Raw genomic sequence first — 19,636 nt, 5'->3', positions numbered from 1 at the left:
CTCTCATTGCGCCGCTTGCTGCGGCAGGGATGTCATGTGTTTGGTACCGTCCGGCGTTTCGACATAATGCAGGCCGTCGGCGAGCAATGCCGCGTCGTAATTGTCCGGCGGTTTCACGGACGGGTCTTGCTGGCTGATCTCGACGTGCAGCGCGCGGACCTCAGGACCCAGGTCGCTGCGGACATCGGCAATACGGCGGCTTGCACGTTCTGCATAGTCGCTGCTGCCGGAAACCGAAAAGACGCCATTGCCCGCGTAACGTACGCTGAGTGCGGGGTCAGCCAGGGTGTCGCGCAGCGTCGCCACGACCTCGTCCACCACGGCCACATTGACGGCGACGCCTGGATGGTCGCGATGCACCTGCGTACGCAAGCGTGCAGCATCGGCGCTGCTGGGGACCAGGCCTTCGATCAGCACGCGCGTGCCCACCTGTTCTACATGCGCTTCGCGGAAGCCCAGCCGTTTCACCAAGGCCTTGGCCTGATTGACCGCATTTTCCGGATGTTGCCGGGTGGCAGCATCGGACAAAAACGCCGGCTGCAACGAGGGGAGCAACGCTGCAGCGGCAAGCGCTAGCACGGCACCCACCGCAGTACGCAAGACGTTGCGCCTGGACGTGCGCGGCTCCGGCGCGGATGCTGGGGAAAGCAGCCGCTCCAGCAGCGCCACATCGTCAGGCCAATCGGCACCAGCATCGCCAACGCATAGCACCAGGGGGCCGAAGCGGACTGGTTGAAACGCAACAAAGGACGTTTCTGGCACCGTGTCGTTGCTATAGCGGATCTGACCATCATGGTCTACCTCGATAATGAGTGAGCAACCAGGCCAATCGTCTATTCGGATATCGGTTTGGGGATCGCTACCCAGGGTATAACGACCCTGTGCCAAATCTAATCGCGCTCCTGCGTGGGTTCCTGTCAGTACGCGAAGCTGCATGGTCATGTGCGAACCTCCTGAGCCGCCTGTTGTGGTTGCTCAATCAGCAGTGTGTTCAGACGTGTGATGGCATGTGTACGATCGACCTGCCTGCGCGGTTTTTCCGCATTCAGCAGTATCAGTGGAAGCAAGAGATGAAAATTGCGTAGCGCTGGCACCGGTTCCAACTCCGATGGCATCAACTCCAGCAATCGGGCCCGCAAGGCCTGCAGGTTTTCCGCCGCGGTGGCCTTGTCGTACGAGCGTAGATGTTCGCGCATCAACCTCCAGACCGTCGCAGTCAACGGGGCCACGGCAGGATGCGAAACGCCGATGGCGCGCAGCTCGACAAGCGCAGCAGCCAGCGCGTGTCGCTTGACCATCGGATCGGCGTCGCGGCTGGTCACGTAGCGATCGAGAATTGCGTCGATGCATGTGCGTACGCTGTCGCTCAATTGCGCTGGAGCGGCGCCGTGCCACGGACCCGCCTGCGGATCGTCGGCATGCGCGTTGCGGTCACCGCCGTGCTGATCGCCCTGGCCATGCTCACGGCCCTGCGCCGGAGCGATTGCCACGCTCACCCGCCCGCGCAGAGCACACTCGCGTTTGGCTTCGATCTCTTCCTGCTCGGTGGCGTCGAATTCATCCTCCTGGCCGTCAAGCGACCGGATGCCGCGTCGTCGCCTGCGCGGTGGGGCAGGGCGCAGACGCAGAGTGCGTGCCGCAGCGTCGGTGGGCGGCCCTGCACTGGTACCTGCTGCATCGGCATGCTGATGCGAAGCGCCATGCTCAATCGAAACCGAGGGCCGCAAGGTGCCGGAAGAAATGCGACGGATCATGGGAACGCCGCCTGCATCAATGCCTGGCCGAACTGCATGATCGCCGAAGCACCCCACGGCGCAGTCACTGCAATGGCAGTCACCACCACCACCAACTTGAGCGCAAACGAAATCGATGCGTCCTGCAGCGACATCACCGCCTGGATGAAGGCGATCAACAGCCCGGCCAGCGCAGCGACACCGACCACCGGCAAGGAGACCTTGAGGCAGAGCAGCAACGCTTCGGAGGTGAATCGCACTAGATCGTCGTGGTCCATGGCGTCACCGATAGCTCAGAACCAGACCATGAATCAACATCGACCAGCCATCCATTGCGACAAACAGCAGCAGTTTGAATGGAATCGCCACATTGGTCGGGGTGACCTGTGAAAGGCCCATCGCCATCAGCGCGTTTGCCACCACCAGGTCGATGACGATAAACACCAGATACAACAGAAAGCCGATGCGGAAGGCTTCGGTCAATTCGCTGAGCGTGAATGCCGGTGCCAAGACAAGCAAGTCGTCCGACTTGAGCGTGGCGGCCTTGTCCTTGGGCCAAATCTGCTGTGCAGATCGCATGAAAAAGGTCTTTTCGCGTTCCCGTGTGTGTTTGAGGAGGAATTGCCGAAACGGCTCCCGGCAGGCGTCGAGCAGTACCACGACGCGGCTGTTATCCGACCCGGTACCGTAGTTCTGTGCGGCTTTGAATGCCTCCATGCCGACCGGTGCCATCACAAAACACGACACCAGCAATGCAACGCCATTGAGGACCATGTTGGGCGGCACCTGCTGTACACCGATCGCATTGCGTAGCAGGCCGAGCACGACCACGATCTTGGTGTAGGAGGTGACCACCATCGCTGCGAAGGGCAGCAGGCCCAGCATGATCACCACCAGCAGCAGCGAGCCAACGTCAGGCATCTGCATGCGTGCTCTCCGACATGCTGAGGATCTGCACACCAAGATGTTCGCCCACTGCCACCAACCTGCCGGTGCCGATGGTCTGGCCGTAAACGACCAGGCGGATGTCGGCTTGATCCACCGGCACCGACAACTCCAGGATCTGCCCGGGCTGTAAGCCCGACAACGTCGATAGGGACAGCGCAAGTTGATCCACTTCCAGCTGCACCGGCAGTTCCAGGTCTGCCACGTTGCTGGTGGACTGCGCGACTTCGGGCTCAAACGTATCGTGCTGCATGGTGGGGGTGGCCTCCAGAATCATCTGTTGCAGGTTCAGGCGCACCGGAGCGCGCAAGACCACGCCTCCCGCGATACCCCAGAGCACCTCGGCGCTGGTCACCGCAGCCGAGGCGATGCAATGCAGCAAGACATCGCCAGGCCGCAACGACTGCAGCAACGCCGCCGATGCGGTGCGCTCGCCGATGCGCAGGCGCGTATTGACGCGCAGCGCAGCCAGCCAGGCTGGTAGTTGCGCAGGCGCTGTCAGTGCGGCAACTACGGTCTGCAGCGTGGCCAGCAGCGACGCGCTTGCCGTCAGCGGAGTCGCATCAAGATCGCCCAGTGTCATGCCGACGCCGTGGCAGTGGTCTGCCTCTGCATCCCGCTCGAAGGCGATAACCTCGGCAGCGCCCAAGCCAAGCGGCGCAAAAGCGCCGAGGCGATCGGCCAGTAACATTCCCGCGATCGAAACGCGGAGTGCGTCGTCGTCCTCATTCAATAGCAGCGCCAGGCCGTCGCGCGCGGCAATCCGCAAATCCATCTGGCCGGTGTCAAACTGCAGGCGCAGGCGGGCCGCATCATTCGGTGAGATGGCACGGCAATGCGTGGCGAAGCCGCATTGCCGTGCTGCGCGTGGATCGCCGAGCACCCTGCTCAGCTGCGCGCACGGGGCAGGAACGCGCGTCAACGCCTGAGAGAGTGAACGTGCCGTTGGAGCCTGGCTCTGCTCGGTTAGCAAGATGGAGTCCTCCAAATGGCTTTCTGTCGCCAGTGCCGCGTTAGACGACCTCGATGCTGATCTGGAGCGTGCTACTCAGCGTGGACTTCAGTGCAGTCTCCAGACGCTGCCTTCCACACCAAAGTACCTCGCGGGCGTCTGGCGAACTGGTATTGAAGCGAAGCGATAGCTGGTCCGGCGAAAGCCGCAAGAACAAGGTCGTCTGTGCGACGACCTCTTGATCGATATCTAGCCACGCTTCCCAGCTACCTGCGCTGCGCACTGGCTTGGCGTTGCAGAACTCGGCCACCCGCAGCGCGATGTGGTCGATCGCCATCTGGGCCCGTTGCGTGCGTATCCACTCGGTCGCGATATGTCGCCCAACTGCGCCATTGTCGGTGCCTTGGGACGGCTCTTGGTGTTTCGTCCCATCGATACGTAATGACGGGTCCGTTTGGACTGGCGCGCCGTCATGCGCTTGAGTGAACCTATCCTCGGCATCAGGTTCCGGTCGATCCTCGTCGCACTGCGGTGGCAACACCATGCAGGGAAGCGCGAGCTGCGCGCTGCGCAGGCGCTGGCGCAGTTGCAGGAAGCTGGAGCGCTGCGCCGACCGAGCCGGCGTGGCTGGAGCCGCCGGCCGCTGCAGTGCGCCGCTGACCGGCAAGATGCGCACATGGCGGAGGGGCGGCTTGCGCATCACACCACCACTCTACCGATCGGCTGCAGCTGCACCTCCGAACCCAGCTCCTGGAACGAATAGACCTGCAGCCAACTCAGCCGTGCTTCGATCATGCGGCGCACATATCGGCGCACGTCCATCGACGCGACCACTGCCAGCGGATGCTGCGCCTGATCGCCCACGATGCGTTCCACCTGCTCGACAAGCTGGTTCGCCTGCTCGGGCGGAAGTGCCAGGAAATTGCCGGCGGCGGTCGCGCGAATTGATTGCCTGATCAGTTGTTCCACAGCATGGTCGAGCATCACCGCAGGCAGCTGCCCGGTGCCTGCGGTTGCGGTATGCGCAAGATAACGGCCGAGATCGCAGCGCACATATTCGGTCAACATCAGAAGATCCTTTTCCTTCGGTCCCCATACCACCAGACTCTCCAGAATGCTCTTGATATTGCGCACTGGAATCCTTTCTTCCAGGAGACGCCGCAACACATCGGCAATGCGCTGGGCGGGCATCGCCTTGTTGACCTCCGCAACCAGCCCGGGATAATCCACGGCCACCTGCTCCAGCATCCACTGTGTCTCCTGGATGCCGACGAACAGGTGCGCGCGTGCATGCAGGGGGGCGATGGCCTGCCGGGCCAGTGCTGCTTGCATGTCGTCGGTGTCTTCCAATTCGGCGCGTGTCTCGGGGACATCGTGAATCAACACCTCGTATTGCATGTCTTGCAGGGACTCGCTCTGCCATATCGCAATCCCGGGAAACGGCAAGCCCAGCAACTCGACCAATTGGCGGCGCTCGCTTTCGATCGCCTGATCCAGCCGTGCGGGGTCGAGCAGAGCGGCCAGCTGCGGCGACAGCCGCATCGACAAGGGTGAGGCGAAATCAGGGGCGTTTTTGCGAATATGTGGCGCCTCGCCTTTGGCGCCTTTACGGCTTGTTGAGGGCAACTTGCGCTGATCGTTGCCGCTGATGTCGCGTTGCTTGCGCCAAATCGTATAGCCGCCGGCACCGACGGCCGCTGCCAGCAGCAGGAACAGCACCGCTGGAAAGCCAGGTACGAACGCAAAGCAGGCCAGCAGTACGCTCGCTGCCATCAGAGCACGCGCGTTGCTGGTGAGTTGACGGCCGATATCGAGCCCGAGCGAACTGAGCCTGGTCTCGTTCTCATTGGCCACGCGGGTGATCATGACGCCGGCAGCCACCGATATCAGCAGTGAGGCGATCTGCGACACCATGGCATCGCCCACCGACAGAATCGCAAAGCGGTTAGCGGCTTCGCCCGCGCTCATGCCGTGGTACGTCACGCCGACCACGATGCCGGCCAGGATGTTGACCATGGTAATCACCAGGCCGGCGATCGCATCACCCTTGACGAATTTCATGGCGCCGTCCATGCCGCCATGCAGTTGGCTTTCAATGGCCAACCGTGCGCGTTTGCGGCGTGCCTCATCTGCGGTCAAGTTGCCGCCGCGCAGGTCGGCATCGATACTCATCTGCTTGCCGGGCATTGCGTCCAACGTGAAGCGCGCCCCGACCTCGGCAACGCGTTCGGAGCCCTTCGCGATCACGATGAACTGCACGGTGGTGATGATCAAGAAAACGACCAGGCCGACCACCAAATTGCCGCCGACCACCAGCTCGCCGAAGCTCTCAATAATATGGCCCGCTTCGGCATGCAGCAGAATCGATTTCGTCGAGGCGATATTCAGCGACAACCGCAGTAGCGTGGTGAACAGCAGCAGGGAGGGAAACGACGATAGCGAGATCGAGTCGGGCACATACATCGTGACCATCAACAGCACCACGCTCAGGGTGATGTTGATGCCCAGCAGCGTATCAATCAGTGGCGTTGGCAGCGGCAGGATCATCAGCCCGATGACCGCCACCACCAAGGCGGCGATGGCCACTTCGCCGCTATAAGCGAAATACCTTGTCGCTCGCACGCGATCTCCTAGCATGGCAGAGCTCCATCGCCGTCGTCGTGGTCGCGACCGAGTTCATCGACCCAGCGCAACACCACCGCAACCGTTTCGAACAGTGGCTCGGGGACTGCGTCGCCCAATTCAACCTGATACAGCGCACGTGCCAGTGGCGGATTGGCAACGATCGGAATGCCCTGGTTATGCGCGAAGGCACGCAGTTCCAGTGCGCCGTCATCCACGCCCTTGGCAACGACCTGCGGCAAGCCGAACTCATCGGGCTCGTAGGCCAATGCCACCGCGTAATGGGTCGGGTTGACCACCATCACCTTGGCCTTGGCGACGCGTTCGCGTGGGTCGCCAAAGACCAGTTCCTTGGCGAATTCCTTGCGTTTTCCCTTGATTTCGGGGTCGCCCTCGCTTTCCTTGAATTCGCGTTTCTGCTCGTCCTTGCTCATCCGTTTGTCGCGGATGAACAGCCAGTGCTGCACGCTCCAATCTGCAGCGCCGACCAGTACGAACAGCAATACGCCCAATGCGAATAGCATCCCCAAGATTCGCCAGGCGATTTGGGCGATGTCAGCTGGTGTCGCGTAGGCAAGCCCAATAATCATCGGCATGAGGGCGCGGATACCCAACCACAGCACCACACCAATCAAGATGGCCTTGATGATCAACTTCAGTAAATTGATGAGACTTCGCAACGAAAAGAGTTTCTTCACCCCGTTGGCGGGATTGAGGGAATCGAACTTGGGCGCCACCGGCTTGAGCGAAGCATTCAGGCCAGTCTGGAACGCACCTCCTACCACGCCCGCCACCAGGCAAGCAACCATGAATGGCAGCATCAACAGCAATCCCTGGATGCCGATATGACCGAGTGCGCGGTTGATTGCCGCTGCATCGCGTGTATTTTCCGAAAAATCGAAGCCGATCGTCATCAATGCGCGCATATGCTCGGAAAAGTAATCGCCGGCCGATTTCATCACCAATAGCGCGCCGAAGAGCACCGCGGCTGCAGTGACGTCCGGGCTGACCGCAACTTCCCCGTCCCTGCGCGCATCCCGCAGTTTCTTCTCGGTCGGCTTCTCGGTTTTTTCTTCCGACATTGCCCTCTCCTTCCGCGATCACTGCGCCCCCGATTGTGGTGAGCTGTGGTGGAGCGATCCGCTTGCCAGGCGAATGTGTGAGTGGCCTGGCGAAGCCGGAATGATTTGTTCGCCAGCGAATTCCGATATTCGCTTCCGAAAGGATCTGCCCAGCGTGGTGCGCGTAGTTTTCCCCACGTGTACGGTCCGCATGCCATTAAAAACGAGGTGCAGTGTGGAAAAGATTCAGTGTCCCGGAGCGGTCGTGAGTGGGCTCATCGAACTGATCACGGTCGGACTCACCCATGACAAGATTCATGACGCTGCCGCTGTCCTGGCCGCAGTCCGAGTCCTGCGGCCAGAGCTGAAGGCGCTGGACACGTTCGATGCATGGATTTCCATCAAGCGTGGAAATTACGTGGAAGGTGCACGTCTGTTGCGCGAGCTGGAGGGCGACGCTGGCTCCAAGCCGCTGTGCAGGGCCCTGTACGCCTGCTGTCTCTTCGCGATGGGGGACCCATCGTGGCATGGTGTTGCAGAGGGACTGATCGAAGAAGACGCCGATGCCGACGCCGTTGCCTTGGTCAAGGCGCTGTCCGGACGCAGCACCCCAACGTCCGTGCCGCCGGAAGTGCCGGTTGAATCTTCAGCACCGATGGAAGCTCCAAATTCGCAGTACCTGCGTGCCTGATCGACGCCAGCCCAGACCCCATAGGAGTATGCGATGACGCTCATTCCTCCTGTCCAAGCGATCGGTAGCACCAGTGCTGCCGCAACCCAGGCGCTGTCGCCGGTGGCAGCGCCCAACCAAGCGCTTGTGAATCGCTTTCAAGCGCTGATGCAGTCCTCAAGCCCTTTGCCGCCTGCCATGCAGCGGGTGGGCAACCCGAGCATGATGAGCCGGATGGTCGATGTGCAAGATGATGGCGTGCGCGCCATCTCCGAGCATATCGATGCCTTCGGCATGCAGGCACCGACCATGGGGCTGCAGGAAATCGCAGCGCAACAGATGAAGTTGATGCACGAGCTGACCATGGTCGGCTTCAACCTCAATGTCAGTGTCGGCGTGGCGCAATCGGGAAAGAACGCCGTGCAGACGCTGGTCAAGAACCAGTAGCATGCGCGCGCTGAGATATCTGGTGGTGCTGCTGGTGGCGTTGCTACTGTCTGCGTGCAGTCAGCAGCTGTATTCCGGGCTCACCGAAAATGATGCCAACGACATGCTCGCGGTGCTGCTGCATGCTGGCGTAGACGCGGCCAAAGTCACGCCAGACGACGGCAAGACCTGGGCGGTGAACGCACCGCACGATCAGGTGTCCTATTCGCTGGAGGTGCTACGCGCGCACGGATTGCCACATGAGCGGCACGCCAATCTCGGCGAGATGTTCAAGAAAGACGGGCTGATCTCGACACCCACCGAAGAACGCGTACGTTTCATCTATGGCGTATCGCAGCAGCTATCGCAGACCCTGTCGAATATCGATGGAGTCATTTCAGCCGATGTGGAAATCGTACTGCCCAACAACGACCCGCTTTCCACCTCGGTAAAACCTTCCAGCGCTGCGGTGTTCATCAAGTTCCGCGTCGGTAGCGATTTGACCAGTCTGGTACCCAATATCAAGACGTTGGTCATGCACAGCGTGGAGGGACTGACCTACGAAAACGTCAGTGTCACGTTGGTGCCGGGCGGAGCGGAGAGCGATGCGCAGTTCACGGCATTGGCACCGCCGAGACCTTCACCGTGGCCGTGGTTGGTTGGGTGTGCGTTGGCGCTGTGTTTGGCGGTTGCAGCGGCGCTGTATTGGTGGCCGAACCCGCAGGCGGGCCGTTGGGGTGGCTGGCAGCGCCTGCGCGAGTTGACGAAAGGCAAAGCCGGGTGAGCGCGGGATGGACAACACGCGGATCGACAATGCGGCACGATGTGTTCAGCGCTGGACGGACGCGTTGGCGCAACTGGCGGAATCGTTGGACGCCGCACGGGTGGCGCATTGGCTTGGCCCGGTGGCAGCGTCGGGCTGGGCGGCGGCGCCTGTCTACCGTCGTATGCGGGTGATCCAGGCGTGGTCAGGGTGGTCGGGATTGTCGCCGTCTGCACTCGGCCTGCATGCCAACCAACTCGCCCTGCTGATGCCCGCGCCATTGGCCAAGGTTCTTATCGCGCGTGCGCTGTTCTCGCGCGGGTTGGCGGTGCGCCGTTGTATCGAGCGCGACCGTCTGGACTGGCTCGAACAGTGCGTGGGGCCGGCCGTGCTTGAGCACGCGCGCCAGCACGCGTCCGCCGGCCGACCCTTGCCCCTGTTACCGCGTGATGCCGATCAAGCGGCGTGGGTCGGTGACGGTTGGCGTCGGATGCTGGCCGATGGCGTCTGGCCCAACCCGGTTGTTGCCAAGCTGCTGGCGCTGTCCTTGCCGTTGGGCGCCGCGCAGGTGGCGGCTGTCGCAGCAGACGGTGCGAGCGATGCATTCCTGACCGCGCTTCCCACCCTGATGCCGGAGGCGTCATGCGTCTCTGGTTGAGGTCAACGTCCGATGCGATCGGCCTGGATTGCGATGTCATCCCGCGCGAGACATTGGCCTCGGTGCTGGCACTGGATGCTGCCACTGCCGAGGTGCACGCACGCTGCGAGCAGGCCCTGAGTCAGGCGCAGACACGTGCACAGACGCTGATCGACGAGGCACAACAGCAGGCCGAGGCGATCCTTCACGATGCGCGCCAAAAGGCAGAGCGCAGCGCACGCCTGGGATATGCAGCCGGCCTGCGACGTCAGCTCGATGAGTGGAACGAATCCGGCCTGCGCCATGCCTTTTCCGCCGAAACGGCCGCGCAGCGGGCACGCGAGCGCTTGGCTGAGATTGTGGCGCGCGCCTGCGAGCACATCATCCTCGGACACGATCCTGCAGCGCTGTATGCGCGTGCGGCGCAGGCCTTGGAAGGTGCCCTGGACGAGGCCAGAGCCCTGCGCGTCAGCGTGCACCCCGACGCGGTGGACGCGGCGCGGCGCGCCTTCGATGCAGCCGCCGCCGAGGCGGGCTGGACCCTGCAGGTAGAGCTGTGCGGCGATGCCGATCTCGCTGTGGGCGCCTGCGTGTGCGAATGGGATACGGGAGTGTTCGAGACCGATCTGCACGATCAGTTGCGCAGTCTGCGGCGCGTCATTCGCCGCGTGTTGGCCGCACCCCAGGAGCCCGCGGATGCTGGCTGAGACGCCTCTGCTGGAGACAACGCTCGAGCGCGAGCTGGCCATGCTCGCGTTCGGCCGTCGCTATGGCAAGGTGGTCGAAGTCGTCGGCACGATGCTCAAGGTGGCCGGCGTACAGGTCAGCCTGGGCGAGGTGTGCGAGTTGCGCCAACGCGATGGCACCGTGTTGCAGCGTGCCGAAGTGGTGGGGTTCAGTCGTGATCTCGCGTTGCTGGCGCCGTTCGGGGAGCTGGTCGGGCTGTCGCGCGAGACGCGCGTGATCGGATTGGGGCGCCCGTTGGCGGTGCCTGTTGGACCGGCGTTGCTGGGGCGCGTGCTCGACGGTCTGGGCGAGCCGGCGGACGGGCAAGGAGCAATCGCCTGCGAAACCTGGGTACCGATCCAGGCGCAGGCGCCCGACCCGATGCGTCGGCGGCTGATTGAACACCCCATGCCGACCGGCGTGCGCATCGTCGATGGCCTGATGACGCTGGGCGAGGGCCAACGCATGGGCATCTTCGCCGCAGCAGGCGTCGGCAAGAGCACCTTGATGGGCATGTTCGCGCGCGGTACGCAGTGCGATGTCAACGTGATCGTGCTGATCGGCGAGCGCGGACGCGAGGTGCGGGAGTTCATCGAGCTGATTCTTGGTGCCGATGGTCTGGCACGCAGCGTCGTGGTCTGCGCAACCTCCGATCGCTCATCGATCGAGCGTGCGAAGGCCGCCTACGTCGGCACCGCCATCGCCGAGTATTTCCGCGATCGGGGCCTGCGCGTCCTGCTGATGATGGACTCGCTGACGCGGTTTGCCCGTGCGCAACGTGAGATCGGTCTGGCTGCCGGCGAGCCACCTACACGCAGGGGTTTTCCGCCTTCGGTGTTCGCCGAGTTGCCGCGCCTGCTCGAACGTACAGGCATGGGCGAGAGCGGGTCGATCACCGCGTTCTACACCGTGCTGGCCGAAGACGACACCGGCAGCGATCCGATCGCCGAAGAAGTGCGCGGCATCCTCGACGGGCACCTGATTCTCTCGCGCGAGATCGCTGCGAAGAACCAGTACCCGGCAATCGACGTGTTGGCCAGCCTGAGCCGGGTGATGAGCCAGATCGTCCCGTCCGACCACTCCCAGGCCGCCGGCCGGCTGCGGCGCCTGCTCGCCAAGTACAACGAGGTAGAAACCCTGGTGCAGGTGGGTGAATACCGTCAGGGAAGCGATGCCGTCGCCGACGAAGCGATCGAGAGAATCGAGGCGATTCGCGACTTTCTCAGCCAACCGACCGACCAGCTCAGTGCATACGAAAGCACGCTGGAACAGCTGGGCAGCGTGACCGACGATGCGTGAGTCTGGCCACACCTGGTCGGTGCTGCATCAGCTCAAGGCGCGCCGCTGCGAGCGTATGCAGGAACGTTTGAGTGATTGCAGGCGTGCATTGGAACAATGCGACCGTGAGCTTGCCAGTTGCAGACAGGAGGCGGAGGCTTGCACCACGCGCGTGGCCGATTGCGATGCCGCACTGATGGACAAGACCGGTGTGGGTGGTTCGATCGATATCGACACGATCCTGCAGCATGAACGCTTCCGCACGGTGCTGGTAGAGGCCTGTCGCGCTGCCGAGCAGGCGCAGGCAGCGGCGAGCCAGGCGTTGCAGAGCGCCCGCGATGAGCTCGCATCCGTGCAACAGGCACTGAGCAAGCTGCAGGCACAGGCGCAGGTGTATGCAGACAAAGCCGCCACTGCGAGACGCGCCCGACAGGCGCAACGCGACGCAGCGGAAGAAGAGGACGCGATCGAGGCGCTGGTCGCGCTGCGTTCGCACCGCGCCGCGCAGGGGGGCGCGCGATGAACGACACCACCGATGCCTTGCTGGCCATCTCCTCGCAGGGCGTGTCGCTGTTGACCCTGCTGGCACTGTGCGGCGTGCGTGTCTTCGTGATGTTCACGGTACTACCGGCAACGGCGCAAGACAGCCTTCCCGGAATTGCACGCAACGGCGTGATCTACGTCCTGAGCTCGTTCATCGCCTATGGGCAGCCGGCCGATGCGCTGGCGAAGATCCAGACGGTCGGCCTGGTCGGGGTGGTGCTCAAGGAGGCTTTCATCGGTCTGCTGATCGGGTTTGCAGCATCGACGGTGTTCTGGATCGCCGAGAGCGTTGGCCTGCTGATCGACGACCTCTCCGGTTACAACAACGTGCAGATGACCAACCCGCTCAGCGGCCAGCAAAGCACGCCGGTGTCCACGGTGTTGCTGCAACTGGCCATCGTGTCGTTCTACGCATTGGGCGGCATGTTGATGTTGCTCGGCGCGTTATTCGAATCGTTTCGCTGGTGGCCGCTGAACCAGCTGGGGCCGAACATGGGGGCGGTTGCCGAATCGTTCGTGATCCAGCAATCCGACGGCATGATGGCCGCCGTCGTCAAACTGTCCGCACCGGTGATGCTGGTGCTTGTGCTGGTGGATCTTGCGATCGGCCTGGTGGCACGAGCGGCCGACAAACTCGAACCTTCGAATTTGAGTCAGCCAATTCGCGGAGTGCTGGCGTTGTTGCTGCTCGCCTTGCTGACCAGCGTCTTCATCGCGCAATTTGGCGAAGCACTTGGTTTCCTGCATTTCCAGCAGCAGTTGCACGATGCCGCCAACGTGGGTGGCAAGGGAGGCGCGTCGCACTGATCTTTATTGAGACATTCCCGGCTTTGCACTTCCTACACTGTTCGCCACCGACTTTATTTTCACTTGCCTAGCAGAGGGAACGCCATGGCTCCTGCCTGTACCACAGCCCACCGCCGACGTGCTCCATTGGCCGCCCTACTGATGCTCAGCCTGCTGCCGCTGTTGTCGCCTCATGCCGACGCCGCCCAGGTCCCGTGGCATTCGCGCACGTTCAAATACGTTGCCGACAACAAGGATCTCAAAGAGGTGCTGCGTGATTTGTCCGCCAGCCAGTCCGTCGCCACCTGGATCTCGCCAGAGGTAACGGGGACGCTGAGCGGCAAATTTGAAACATCTCCGCAGAAATTCCTCGACGACCTGGCGTCCACCTACGGCTTCGTCTGGTACTACGACGGCGCCGTGCTCAGGATCTGGGGTGCAAACGAGCCAAAAAGCGCGACCTTGAGTCTGGGCACTGCATCGACGAAGTCACTGCGCGACGCACTTGCGCGCATGCGTCTGGACGATCCGCGCTTTCCGGTGCGCTACGACGAGGCCGCGCATGTGGCGGTGGTCTCCGGACCGCCAGGGTATGTGGATACCATTTCGGCGATTGCCAAGCAGGTCGAGCAGGTCGCCCGTCAGCGCGATGCCACCGAAGTGCAAGTGTTTCAGCTGCATTATGCGCAAGCGGCCGACCACACGACGCGCATCGGCGGTCAGGATGTGCAGATTCCAGGCATGGCCAGCCTGTTGCGCAGCATGTACGGCGCACGTGGCGCGCCCGTCGCGGCGATACCCGGGCCTGGCGCCAACTTTGGTCGGGTGCAGCCGATCGGCGGGGGATCCGCCAACACATTCGGCAATGTCGCCCAGCGTCAAGGTGGCGGAGCCAACGGCATTCTCGGACTGCCTTCGTCGTGGTTCGGGGGGGCATCGTCATCCGATCGCATGCCGGTCAGCCCGCCGTTGCCCGGTAGCGGAGCTGCTGCGGCTGCAGGGTCGCCCGCCAGCGTATGGCCGGAGCTCAGCAAGGGACGGCGCGATGAGTCCAATCCGATCGATGCTGGTGGTGGAGCAGAGCTGGCCTCCGATGCACCGGTGATCGAAGCCGATCCGCGTACCAACGCCATCCTGATCCGCGATCGACCGGAGCGGATGCAGAGCTATGGCACCCTGATCCAACAGCTGGATAACCGGCCCAAGTTGCTGCAGATCGATGCCACCATCATCGAGATCCGTGATGGCGCCATGCAGGATCTCGGTGTCGACTGGCGCTTCCACAGCCAGCACACGGACATACAGACCGGCGACGGCCGTGGCGGTCAGTTGGGCTTCAACGGCGCATTGAGCGGCGCTGCCACAGATGGCGCGACCACGCCGGTTGGCGGCGCCTTGACGGCCGTGTTGGGAGACGCCGGACGCTATCTGATGACGCGCGTGTCGGCGTTGGAGACGACGAACAAGGCCAAGATCGTGTCTTCGCCGCAGGTTGCGACGCTCGACAACGTCGAGGCGGTCATGGACCACAAACAACAGGCATTCGTTCGGGTCAGCGGATACGCATCGGCCGATCTTTACAACCTCTCCGCCGGGGTGTCGTTGCGGGTATTGCCCAGCGTGGTGCCAGGCTCGCCGAACGGTCAGATGCGTCTGGATGTGCGTATTGAGGATGGACAGCTTGGATCCAACACCGTGGACGGAATTCCGGTCATTACCTCCAGCGAGATCACGACCCAGGCCTTCGTCAACGAAGGGCAGAGCCTGCTGATTGCGGGATACGCCTACGATGCCGACGAGACCGATCTGAATGCGGTGCCGGGTCTGTCAAAGATTCCGTTGCTCGGTAATCTGTTCAAGCACCGTCAAAAAAGTGGGTCACGCATGCAACGGCTGTTTCTGCTGACCCCGCATGTGGTGTCGCCCTGATGGTCTTCTAAAAAGACATCGGTGAGCGGTGATGACGTTGCTGCGAGTGCCTGATACTCGGTGAATACCATAGGCCGAATAATGCCGGGATTGTTTTGGCAATCGTCAGACGGGCCATGCACTCGGCGTGTGCATGTGTATTCACCCAGAGCGCCTAAGACCACCACTTGGATGGTAATAGGGCGGTGCCGGGAACCAGCATGTGCCACTCGCACATGCTGGTTCTTATGCGTCGCCCGAGCCTGCTGGGTGATCACATGGCAGGCTTGTCACCTACGACAGGCGACTTTCTGGCAGTCAGTTCGATATCTGCGGTAAACGGTAAGAGGGCAGAGCGGCGTCTACGCCTTGAATTGGAAGCGGTTGCGCGTGATCTTGTCACGAGAGCCTAGGCCGGCCGGATTGCGCATGTCCGGTGCGTGGGCACAGAGGCTCTTGTCGAGCGACAATGGCGTAATGGTTTGCGATTGCACGCCGAACAAAAGTCACGCCAGCAGCGAAGAGCCACGTGAGAAGGCGTGTCCCGGAACAAAAGATCTGACCATTGACTGCCGCGTTGAAGCCGGAACGGCTCTGCTCGCATGCCGGTGGCTGCATGTCAGGCACCTGCTGCGCGAAAGAAACAACCGCGCGCCTGAAGTGGGTAGCGAATGTTCGCGGTTACAGCAATTAAGGGCGCCTGCAGGCTGACGCATGAAGCGGCAACCTGCAGGCCGTGGTCGGTAGGGGCGACCAACAGTTCGTTACTGCATCGATCCGCTGTCGCTCGCAAGGCTGGTGCCGAGGCCGCCACCAAAGCCACCGCCGAACCCACCACCATTCTGCGCCTGGAGAATGTCGCCGACGATATTCATCAGCATCTGGGTGTATTGCGAGGGGGAGCCATTGGACTGCCCAGCTTGCTGGTTGCCGCCCTGACCACCAGAGTCACCACCCTGGCCCTGACCCTTACCCTCATCAGCATTGTTGCTCTGCTGAAGCAGGGCCATGATGAGCTGGGTCAGCAGCTGGTCCAGCTGCTTTTCCGAGATGCCTTGATTGCCCTGGTTCGAACCAGATTGCGAACTCTGGCTGGGGTCGACCTGAAAGAAGGACGAGTTGGCGCCGATCTGTGTGTTCAAAGAATTCATCATGACGATTCCTCTCTGATTAACTGGAGTTTGTCTTTGTATCAACTGCCGTGCCTAGGCAGCGGCAGCTGCGGGGCGCGTTTTGCGCCCCGATCGAACAGTAGAAGCGGCAGTCCATTATCGTCAGGAATTTTGCGAAATTGCGCTTGTACGCGCGAAGAGGGTGGGTGAAAAAATTTTTTAGGATCGATAAGAAAATCCGCGGTGCGTTGTTGAAAAGGGGTTGTTTCGCTTGCCTGTTAAGTGTTTCGTCGGTTCCGAGTAAATCACGTACAGGTGGCGTTATGGTGCCGCCGTCGAGCGTCGTGAGTCGTTGTGTGCCGGCGCTCTACTCACCTGGAGACCTGTATTCAATTGAGATCGAGGTAACGAAAAATGATCGATTCAACGATCGCATACCAGTATGTCGATAAAAAATCCAATTGGCATTTGGAGCCCTGGTCCGAGCCATCGCCAAAGCGACACTTGCGCGCGAAAAGGTCCGGGTGTGGTCGTCGGGCAGGAGCCGGGCCGCAGCGTCTTTTGTTTGCAGTAGCTCTGGCATGCGCGGCGCCTTTCGCACGCGCAGATTGCTTTGAAGAGGCTGCCGGATATCAGCACGTCAACCCTTGGGTGCTGCGTGCCATTGCCTGGCAGGAATCACGCGGTCGTGCCGACGCAATCCATCGTAACAACAATGGCACCGTTGATTACGGGAAGATGCAGATCAACTCCATCCATCTGCGGCGGTTATCCAGCTATGGAATCTCCAGGGATGCATTGATGCATCCGTGCATCAGTGTGTATGTGGCAGCCTGGCGGCTGCGCGAGATGACCAACAAATATGGAAATACCTGGGCTGCAGTAGGGGCCTACCATTCCGAAACGCCGGGGGAGCGTGATAAATATGCGCATGCCATTCATTCGATTCTGATCAGGCGCGGTGTGATTGCTGAATAGCGTGGGTGCCACTGCAGGAGTGCGTAGATGTAGCCCAAGTTGTGTGGAGGGGCCCTGGCATGAAGTGAGCAGGATTGCGCAAGGTGGGAGCACGCTGACACGGAATTATCTGCGGAAATATAGTGCGTTTACCTTGTCGTCGCGCATGCGGTGATTGAAATGACGACTGCCCCGGCAGCATGCGTTACCACATGCCGACAACGTGCGTGACGCGTCTGGGTACCTGCTGTACTGAGGCTAGGTAGCCGCCACCTGAGACAGAAATTGGCAGGCCAGGCGTGGTTTGCGGTTAATCTGCGCCGTTCGTCGCCACGTCATGGTTTTCAGTAAGTGCCGAAGGCTGCCCGTGGAGTCATTGAGCACGCACTGCCGGTGAGCGCGCAGTGCGTGTACGCCCGTCGAATGCTGGCCTCACCGACGGTTGCTCGATAGCCAGCGCGGCTGGCGGTCAGGCTTACTCAGCTTGCGTGCGAGCTGCTTGGGCTTCGCGAACTGCCGCTGCAGCCTGCCAGGTGCCGGCAATGACCTTGTACTGCATACCGGCGGCCATGCCGGCCAACGTATTGGAGAGCAATGCGCTGCGTGCTGGCGACAAACCGAGCCAGTTGCCAATCATGTTGACCGCTGTACCAAATGCGATGTTGGAATTGATGGCGGCCGTGCGCGCGACCGAATGATCCATGACACGCTCATAGTCCTCGCGCCTGGCCTTCAAGGTTGGTTCCCAGATCTGCTGCGTCCCGGCTTCGTCGGCCTCGTGTTGGGTGACATTGATCCAGTCAGCCGTCTCCAGACCGACATTCAATGCCGCGTTCACTGCCGCTTGCTGAAAGACGACTCTGGTCGCCTCTCCCATGTTGAAGGGCGACATCAGTCCTGCCCAGCGTTGCCTGGCCGATGCAACGTCTGGCGCCTCCAGCTCATTCGATGCCAGGTTGATCAGGACGTTGGCCATGCCGTAGAACCTGCCTGCACTGGTGACGTGGGGATCGCTGACGCCACCGTTGGTAGGCGCCCGCATTCCGACCATGCGGAACGTCGCCTGGATGGCATCGCGGGCCGCAGCATAAGGGGCGATCTTGAGCTCACTGGCCAGCAGCCTGGCCGCCATCTCCGGTCGGCCAGAGGCCTTGCCTGCAGCGCCTACGGCGATATTGCTCAAGATGCCGGCCAGCGCGAGCCGGGTGACCAGATCCGAATAATGTTGCTGCTCGCTCCTCTTGTGATGACGTTCGTCTTCGGACAGCGCTTCCCATTGTTCAAGGTTCAGGTTGTGAAAACCTCGGGCGGCGGCGTCCGGATTGCGGTTCTCGCGGTTGCGACGCAGCGTATGCAGCGCCAGATGCAGCGTGCCCGACACCGCCTGCAAGGCGACGACCGCTTCGGGTGGGAGTTGGCGAAGCGCGGCAAACAGTCCTTCGCCCAGCAACTCGCGCACGAAAGTGGTTGGGCCCACGGAGGTGGTCTGGTGCACGAGATGTCCCAGCGCAGCGCCCAGGTATTGTTTGTCGAAGCTGATCGGCAGTACACCGCGCGCCGCAGCTGCGACCGCTGTCGCGGTGGGTCCAAGTAGGGTGGTGACTCCTCGTGTTGCACCTGCCCGGACTGATGCAGCCAGTGTGCCTAAGCGCGCAGCGCCCGTCGCTGAGGTGGATGCATGCGCTTGGGAACCGTGTTGTGCAGCGTGTTCTTGGGTAAGTGATGGTGGAGCTGATGGTTCAAAGGAGTCTTCAGCGTCATGGAATGGCTCGCTGCTGCTCTCTTCCCCGCGCAGGGAAGCATGCAGCCGTGGACTTCCATAGGGGGATCGGTCTGCGTCAGTGGCGGTTTCATGCCCGCTGTCGCTTCCTGCGCTACTGCGTCGTCCCGAAGGTCTGGGCGGCAGGGCGGATAGAGAAGAATCGATCCTGGGCGTCGATGTGGCGTGGCGTGTTTGTGCCGGTATATCGATCACAACGTCGCCGCTTGTCGCTTGCGGTTGCTGGGAGGTACTGGATGAAGGGATCTTCGTCACGGCATGTCCTCGCGTTGGTGGGATATCGGCATGCTTTCGCCCAGGCTTGCAGGGCGATTGATCGATGGCGCCGGACGATGGCTACCTCATCAAGACGGGTCTGGCGGCGAGAGTCCTGATTGCAGCGTGGCATCGCCAATCGCAGCGAGGCGCGTCGACCGGACAAATGCGTGATGTGCGGCACGCCGCACCGTCATGGTGCATATGCTGTGCTCACCTGCCCTTGCAACGACAGCGTGACTTCTTCGCTCGCAATCGAAACGCCCAGGCGTACCTGCTATCCACGGCCACCTTGCGTGGTATGTATCATCGTCGTAGGCGAGCTTGAAATTCGCATAAATCCAGAGAATCTGGACGCGCGCCGTGCGAAACGATCATTCTGCATCCGAACAATCAATTCGCGTGTGCGGGCCAAATATGTTTGCCTCTGCGGCCGTCTTCGCACGGCCGAATACCGTTGCGCGTGTGCGGGCAGCGCTGCG

20 protein-coding genes are annotated in these 19,636 nt (G+C 61.7%); 10 read left to right on the top strand and 10 right to left on the bottom strand.

Translation table 11 applies throughout. The features are described from left to right. Window positions 1-3 precede the first annotated feature (3 nt). The 8 genes from hrpD5 to sctU form a co-directional block, all read right to left on the bottom strand. Window positions 4-942, bottom strand: a complete 939-nt coding sequence (gene hrpD5 / locus XpruCFBP8353_RS09635; protein WP_101362998.1) for an HrpD5 family protein — start codon at window positions 940-942, stop codon at window positions 4-6. Continuing rightward, window positions 939-1,754, bottom strand: coding sequence for a 4-hydroxyphenylacetate catabolism regulator HpaA (locus XpruCFBP8353_RS09630; protein ID WP_101362997.1), 816 nt, complete (start codon window positions 1,752-1,754; stop codon window positions 939-941). Before XpruCFBP8353_RS09630 ends, hrpD5 begins: the two co-directional genes overlap by 4 nt. After that, complete coding sequence (gene sctS / locus XpruCFBP8353_RS09625; RefSeq protein WP_089113261.1) at window positions 1,751-2,011, bottom strand: type III secretion system export apparatus subunit SctS; 261 nt, start codon at window positions 2,009-2,011, stop codon at window positions 1,751-1,753. The genes XpruCFBP8353_RS09630 and sctS overlap by 4 nt, the downstream gene beginning before the upstream one ends. Before the next feature lie 4 nt (window positions 2,012-2,015). After that, on the bottom strand, window positions 2,016-2,660 hold the full coding sequence (sctR, locus tag XpruCFBP8353_RS09620) for a type III secretion system export apparatus subunit SctR (RefSeq protein ID WP_101362996.1): 645 nt from the start codon (window positions 2,658-2,660) through the stop codon (window positions 2,016-2,018). Beyond that, window positions 2,647-3,600, bottom strand: a complete 954-nt coding sequence (sctQ, locus tag XpruCFBP8353_RS09615; RefSeq protein WP_101362995.1) for a type III secretion system cytoplasmic ring protein SctQ — start codon at window positions 3,598-3,600, stop codon at window positions 2,647-2,649. The genes sctR and sctQ overlap by 14 nt, the downstream gene beginning before the upstream one ends. A gap of 91 nt (window positions 3,601-3,691) precedes the next feature. Further along, complete coding sequence (sctP, locus tag XpruCFBP8353_RS09610; RefSeq protein ID WP_101362994.1) at window positions 3,692-4,330, bottom strand: type III secretion system protein SctP; 639 nt, start codon at window positions 4,328-4,330, stop codon at window positions 3,692-3,694. Then, window positions 4,330-6,267, bottom strand: coding sequence for an FHIPEP family type III secretion protein (locus tag XpruCFBP8353_RS09605; RefSeq protein WP_162300999.1), 1,938 nt, complete (start codon window positions 6,265-6,267; stop codon window positions 4,330-4,332). The genes sctP and XpruCFBP8353_RS09605 overlap by 1 nt, the downstream gene beginning before the upstream one ends. Further along, entirely contained in the window at window positions 6,261-7,334 is a 1,074-nt protein-coding gene (gene sctU, locus XpruCFBP8353_RS09600) for a type III secretion system export apparatus subunit SctU (protein WP_101362993.1), read from the bottom strand. Before sctU ends, XpruCFBP8353_RS09605 begins: the two co-directional genes overlap by 7 nt. 214 nt (window positions 7,335-7,548) lie before the next feature. On the opposite strand from sctU, the gene XpruCFBP8353_RS09595 reads away from it, so the two are divergent. The 9 genes from XpruCFBP8353_RS09595 to sctC all read left to right on the top strand — a co-directional run bounded on the left by XpruCFBP8353_RS09595 (window position 7,549) and on the right by sctC (window position 15,071). Further along, a complete protein-coding gene (locus tag XpruCFBP8353_RS09595; RefSeq protein ID WP_101362992.1) occupies window positions 7,549-8,004 on the top strand; it encodes an HrpB1 family type III secretion system apparatus protein in 456 nt (151 codons plus the stop codon). Window positions 8,005-8,037: 33 nt separating this feature from the next. After that, window positions 8,038-8,430 carry a type III secretion protein HrpB2 gene (locus tag XpruCFBP8353_RS09590; protein WP_101362991.1) on the top strand — a complete coding sequence of 131 codons (393 nt, stop codon included), beginning with the start codon at window positions 8,038-8,040 and terminating at the stop codon, window positions 8,428-8,430. A gap of 1 nt (window position 8,431) precedes the next feature. After that, the gene (sctJ, locus tag XpruCFBP8353_RS09585; RefSeq protein ID WP_101362990.1) at window positions 8,432-9,193 is read left to right on the top strand and encodes a type III secretion system inner membrane ring lipoprotein SctJ; all 762 of its coding nucleotides are present in this window, start codon (window positions 8,432-8,434) and stop codon (window positions 9,191-9,193) included. Window positions 9,194-9,200: 7 nt separating this feature from the next. Continuing rightward, window positions 9,201-9,830 (top strand): type III secretion protein HrpB4, encoded by a 630-nt coding sequence (locus tag XpruCFBP8353_RS09580; protein ID WP_101362989.1) that lies wholly within the window; start codon window positions 9,201-9,203, stop codon window positions 9,828-9,830. Further along, window positions 9,815-10,516 carry a type III secretion system stator protein SctL gene (gene sctL / locus XpruCFBP8353_RS09575; RefSeq protein WP_101362988.1) on the top strand — a complete coding sequence of 234 codons (702 nt, stop codon included), beginning with the start codon at window positions 9,815-9,817 and terminating at the stop codon, window positions 10,514-10,516. The genes XpruCFBP8353_RS09580 and sctL overlap by 16 nt, the downstream gene beginning before the upstream one ends. Next, entirely contained in the window at window positions 10,506-11,834 is a 1,329-nt protein-coding gene (sctN, locus tag XpruCFBP8353_RS09570) for a type III secretion system ATPase SctN (RefSeq protein WP_101362987.1), read from the top strand. Before sctL ends, sctN begins: the two co-directional genes overlap by 11 nt. Then, window positions 11,827-12,336: a type III secretion protein HrpB7 gene (locus XpruCFBP8353_RS09565; RefSeq protein ID WP_101362986.1), complete on the top strand. Its 510-nt coding sequence runs from the start codon at window positions 11,827-11,829 to the stop codon at window positions 12,334-12,336. The genes sctN and XpruCFBP8353_RS09565 overlap by 8 nt, the downstream gene beginning before the upstream one ends. After that, window positions 12,333-13,163, top strand: a complete 831-nt coding sequence (gene sctT, locus XpruCFBP8353_RS09560) for a type III secretion system export apparatus subunit SctT (protein ID WP_101362985.1) — start codon at window positions 12,333-12,335, stop codon at window positions 13,161-13,163. The genes XpruCFBP8353_RS09565 and sctT overlap by 4 nt, the downstream gene beginning before the upstream one ends. 84 nt (window positions 13,164-13,247) lie before the next feature. After that, window positions 13,248-15,071 (top strand): type III secretion system outer membrane ring subunit SctC, encoded by a 1,824-nt coding sequence (gene sctC, locus XpruCFBP8353_RS09555; protein ID WP_101362984.1) that lies wholly within the window; start codon window positions 13,248-13,250, stop codon window positions 15,069-15,071. A 743-nt stretch (window positions 15,072-15,814) separates the two neighbouring features. Here the strand turns inward: sctC and xopA are convergent. Next, a complete protein-coding gene (xopA, locus tag XpruCFBP8353_RS09550; protein ID WP_101363109.1) occupies window positions 15,815-16,201 on the bottom strand; it encodes a XopA/Hpa1 family type III secretion system protein in 387 nt (128 codons plus the stop codon). 375 nt (window positions 16,202-16,576) lie between these two features. Here xopA and XpruCFBP8353_RS09545 point away from each other — a divergent pair, with 375 nt between their 5' ends. Further along, window positions 16,577-17,140 (top strand): lytic transglycosylase domain-containing protein, encoded by a 564-nt coding sequence (locus XpruCFBP8353_RS09545; RefSeq protein ID WP_101362983.1) that lies wholly within the window; start codon window positions 16,577-16,579, stop codon window positions 17,138-17,140. Window positions 17,141-17,594: 454 nt separating this feature from the next. Here XpruCFBP8353_RS09545 and XpruCFBP8353_RS23405 read toward each other — a convergent pair whose 3' ends face one another. Then, window positions 17,595-18,614, bottom strand: a complete 1,020-nt coding sequence (locus XpruCFBP8353_RS23405; RefSeq protein ID WP_243391085.1) for a hypothetical protein — start codon at window positions 18,612-18,614, stop codon at window positions 17,595-17,597. Between the last annotated feature and the right edge of the window lie 1,022 nt (window positions 18,615-19,636).

Origin of the sequence: Xanthomonas prunicola, from assembly GCF_002846205.1 — a bacterium.
Taxonomy (GTDB): Bacteria; Pseudomonadota; Gammaproteobacteria; order Xanthomonadales; family Xanthomonadaceae; genus Xanthomonas; species Xanthomonas prunicola.
Note: the sequence above shows the minus strand (reverse complement) of the source record. Positions and strands in the feature narration are given on the sequence as shown.

What these genes read in the sequence shown, in the direction of transcription:
- XpruCFBP8353_RS09565 (WP_101362986.1), top strand. Translation starts at nt 11,827, where the DNA reads ATGCGTGAGTCTGGCCACACCTGGTCGGTGCTGCATCAGCTCAAGGCG.
- xopA (WP_101363109.1), bottom strand. Translation starts at nt 16,201, where the DNA reads ATGAATTCTTTGAACACACAGATCGGCGCCAACTCGTCCTTCTTTCAG.
- sctL (WP_101362988.1), top strand. Translation starts at nt 9,815, where the DNA reads ATGCGTCTCTGGTTGAGGTCAACGTCCGATGCGATCGGCCTGGATTGC.
- sctU (WP_101362993.1), bottom strand. Translation starts at nt 7,334, where the DNA reads ATGTCGGAAGAAAAAACCGAGAAGCCGACCGAGAAGAAACTGCGGGAT.
- sctJ (WP_101362990.1), top strand. Translation starts at nt 8,432, where the DNA reads ATGCGCGCGCTGAGATATCTGGTGGTGCTGCTGGTGGCGTTGCTACTG.
- XpruCFBP8353_RS09630 (WP_101362997.1), bottom strand. Translation starts at nt 1,754, where the DNA reads ATGATCCGTCGCATTTCTTCCGGCACCTTGCGGCCCTCGGTTTCGATT.
- sctP (WP_101362994.1), bottom strand. Translation starts at nt 4,330, where the DNA reads ATGCGCAAGCCGCCCCTCCGCCATGTGCGCATCTTGCCGGTCAGCGGC.
- sctS (WP_089113261.1), bottom strand. Translation starts at nt 2,011, where the DNA reads ATGGACCACGACGATCTAGTGCGATTCACCTCCGAAGCGTTGCTGCTC.
- XpruCFBP8353_RS09580 (WP_101362989.1), top strand. Translation starts at nt 9,201, where the DNA reads ATGGACAACACGCGGATCGACAATGCGGCACGATGTGTTCAGCGCTGG.
- sctT (WP_101362985.1), top strand. Translation starts at nt 12,333, where the DNA reads ATGAACGACACCACCGATGCCTTGCTGGCCATCTCCTCGCAGGGCGTG.
- sctC (WP_101362984.1), top strand. Translation starts at nt 13,248, where the DNA reads ATGGCTCCTGCCTGTACCACAGCCCACCGCCGACGTGCTCCATTGGCC.
- sctN (WP_101362987.1), top strand. Translation starts at nt 10,506, where the DNA reads ATGCTGGCTGAGACGCCTCTGCTGGAGACAACGCTCGAGCGCGAGCTG.
- sctR (WP_101362996.1), bottom strand. Translation starts at nt 2,660, where the DNA reads ATGCAGATGCCTGACGTTGGCTCGCTGCTGCTGGTGGTGATCATGCTG.
- hrpD5 (WP_101362998.1), bottom strand. Translation starts at nt 942, where the DNA reads ATGACCATGCAGCTTCGCGTACTGACAGGAACCCACGCAGGAGCGCGA.
- XpruCFBP8353_RS09590 (WP_101362991.1), top strand. Translation starts at nt 8,038, where the DNA reads ATGACGCTCATTCCTCCTGTCCAAGCGATCGGTAGCACCAGTGCTGCC.
- XpruCFBP8353_RS09605 (WP_162300999.1), bottom strand. Translation starts at nt 6,267, where the DNA reads ATGCTAGGAGATCGCGTGCGAGCGACAAGGTATTTCGCTTATAGCGGC.
- XpruCFBP8353_RS09545 (WP_101362983.1), top strand. Translation starts at nt 16,577, where the DNA reads ATGATCGATTCAACGATCGCATACCAGTATGTCGATAAAAAATCCAAT.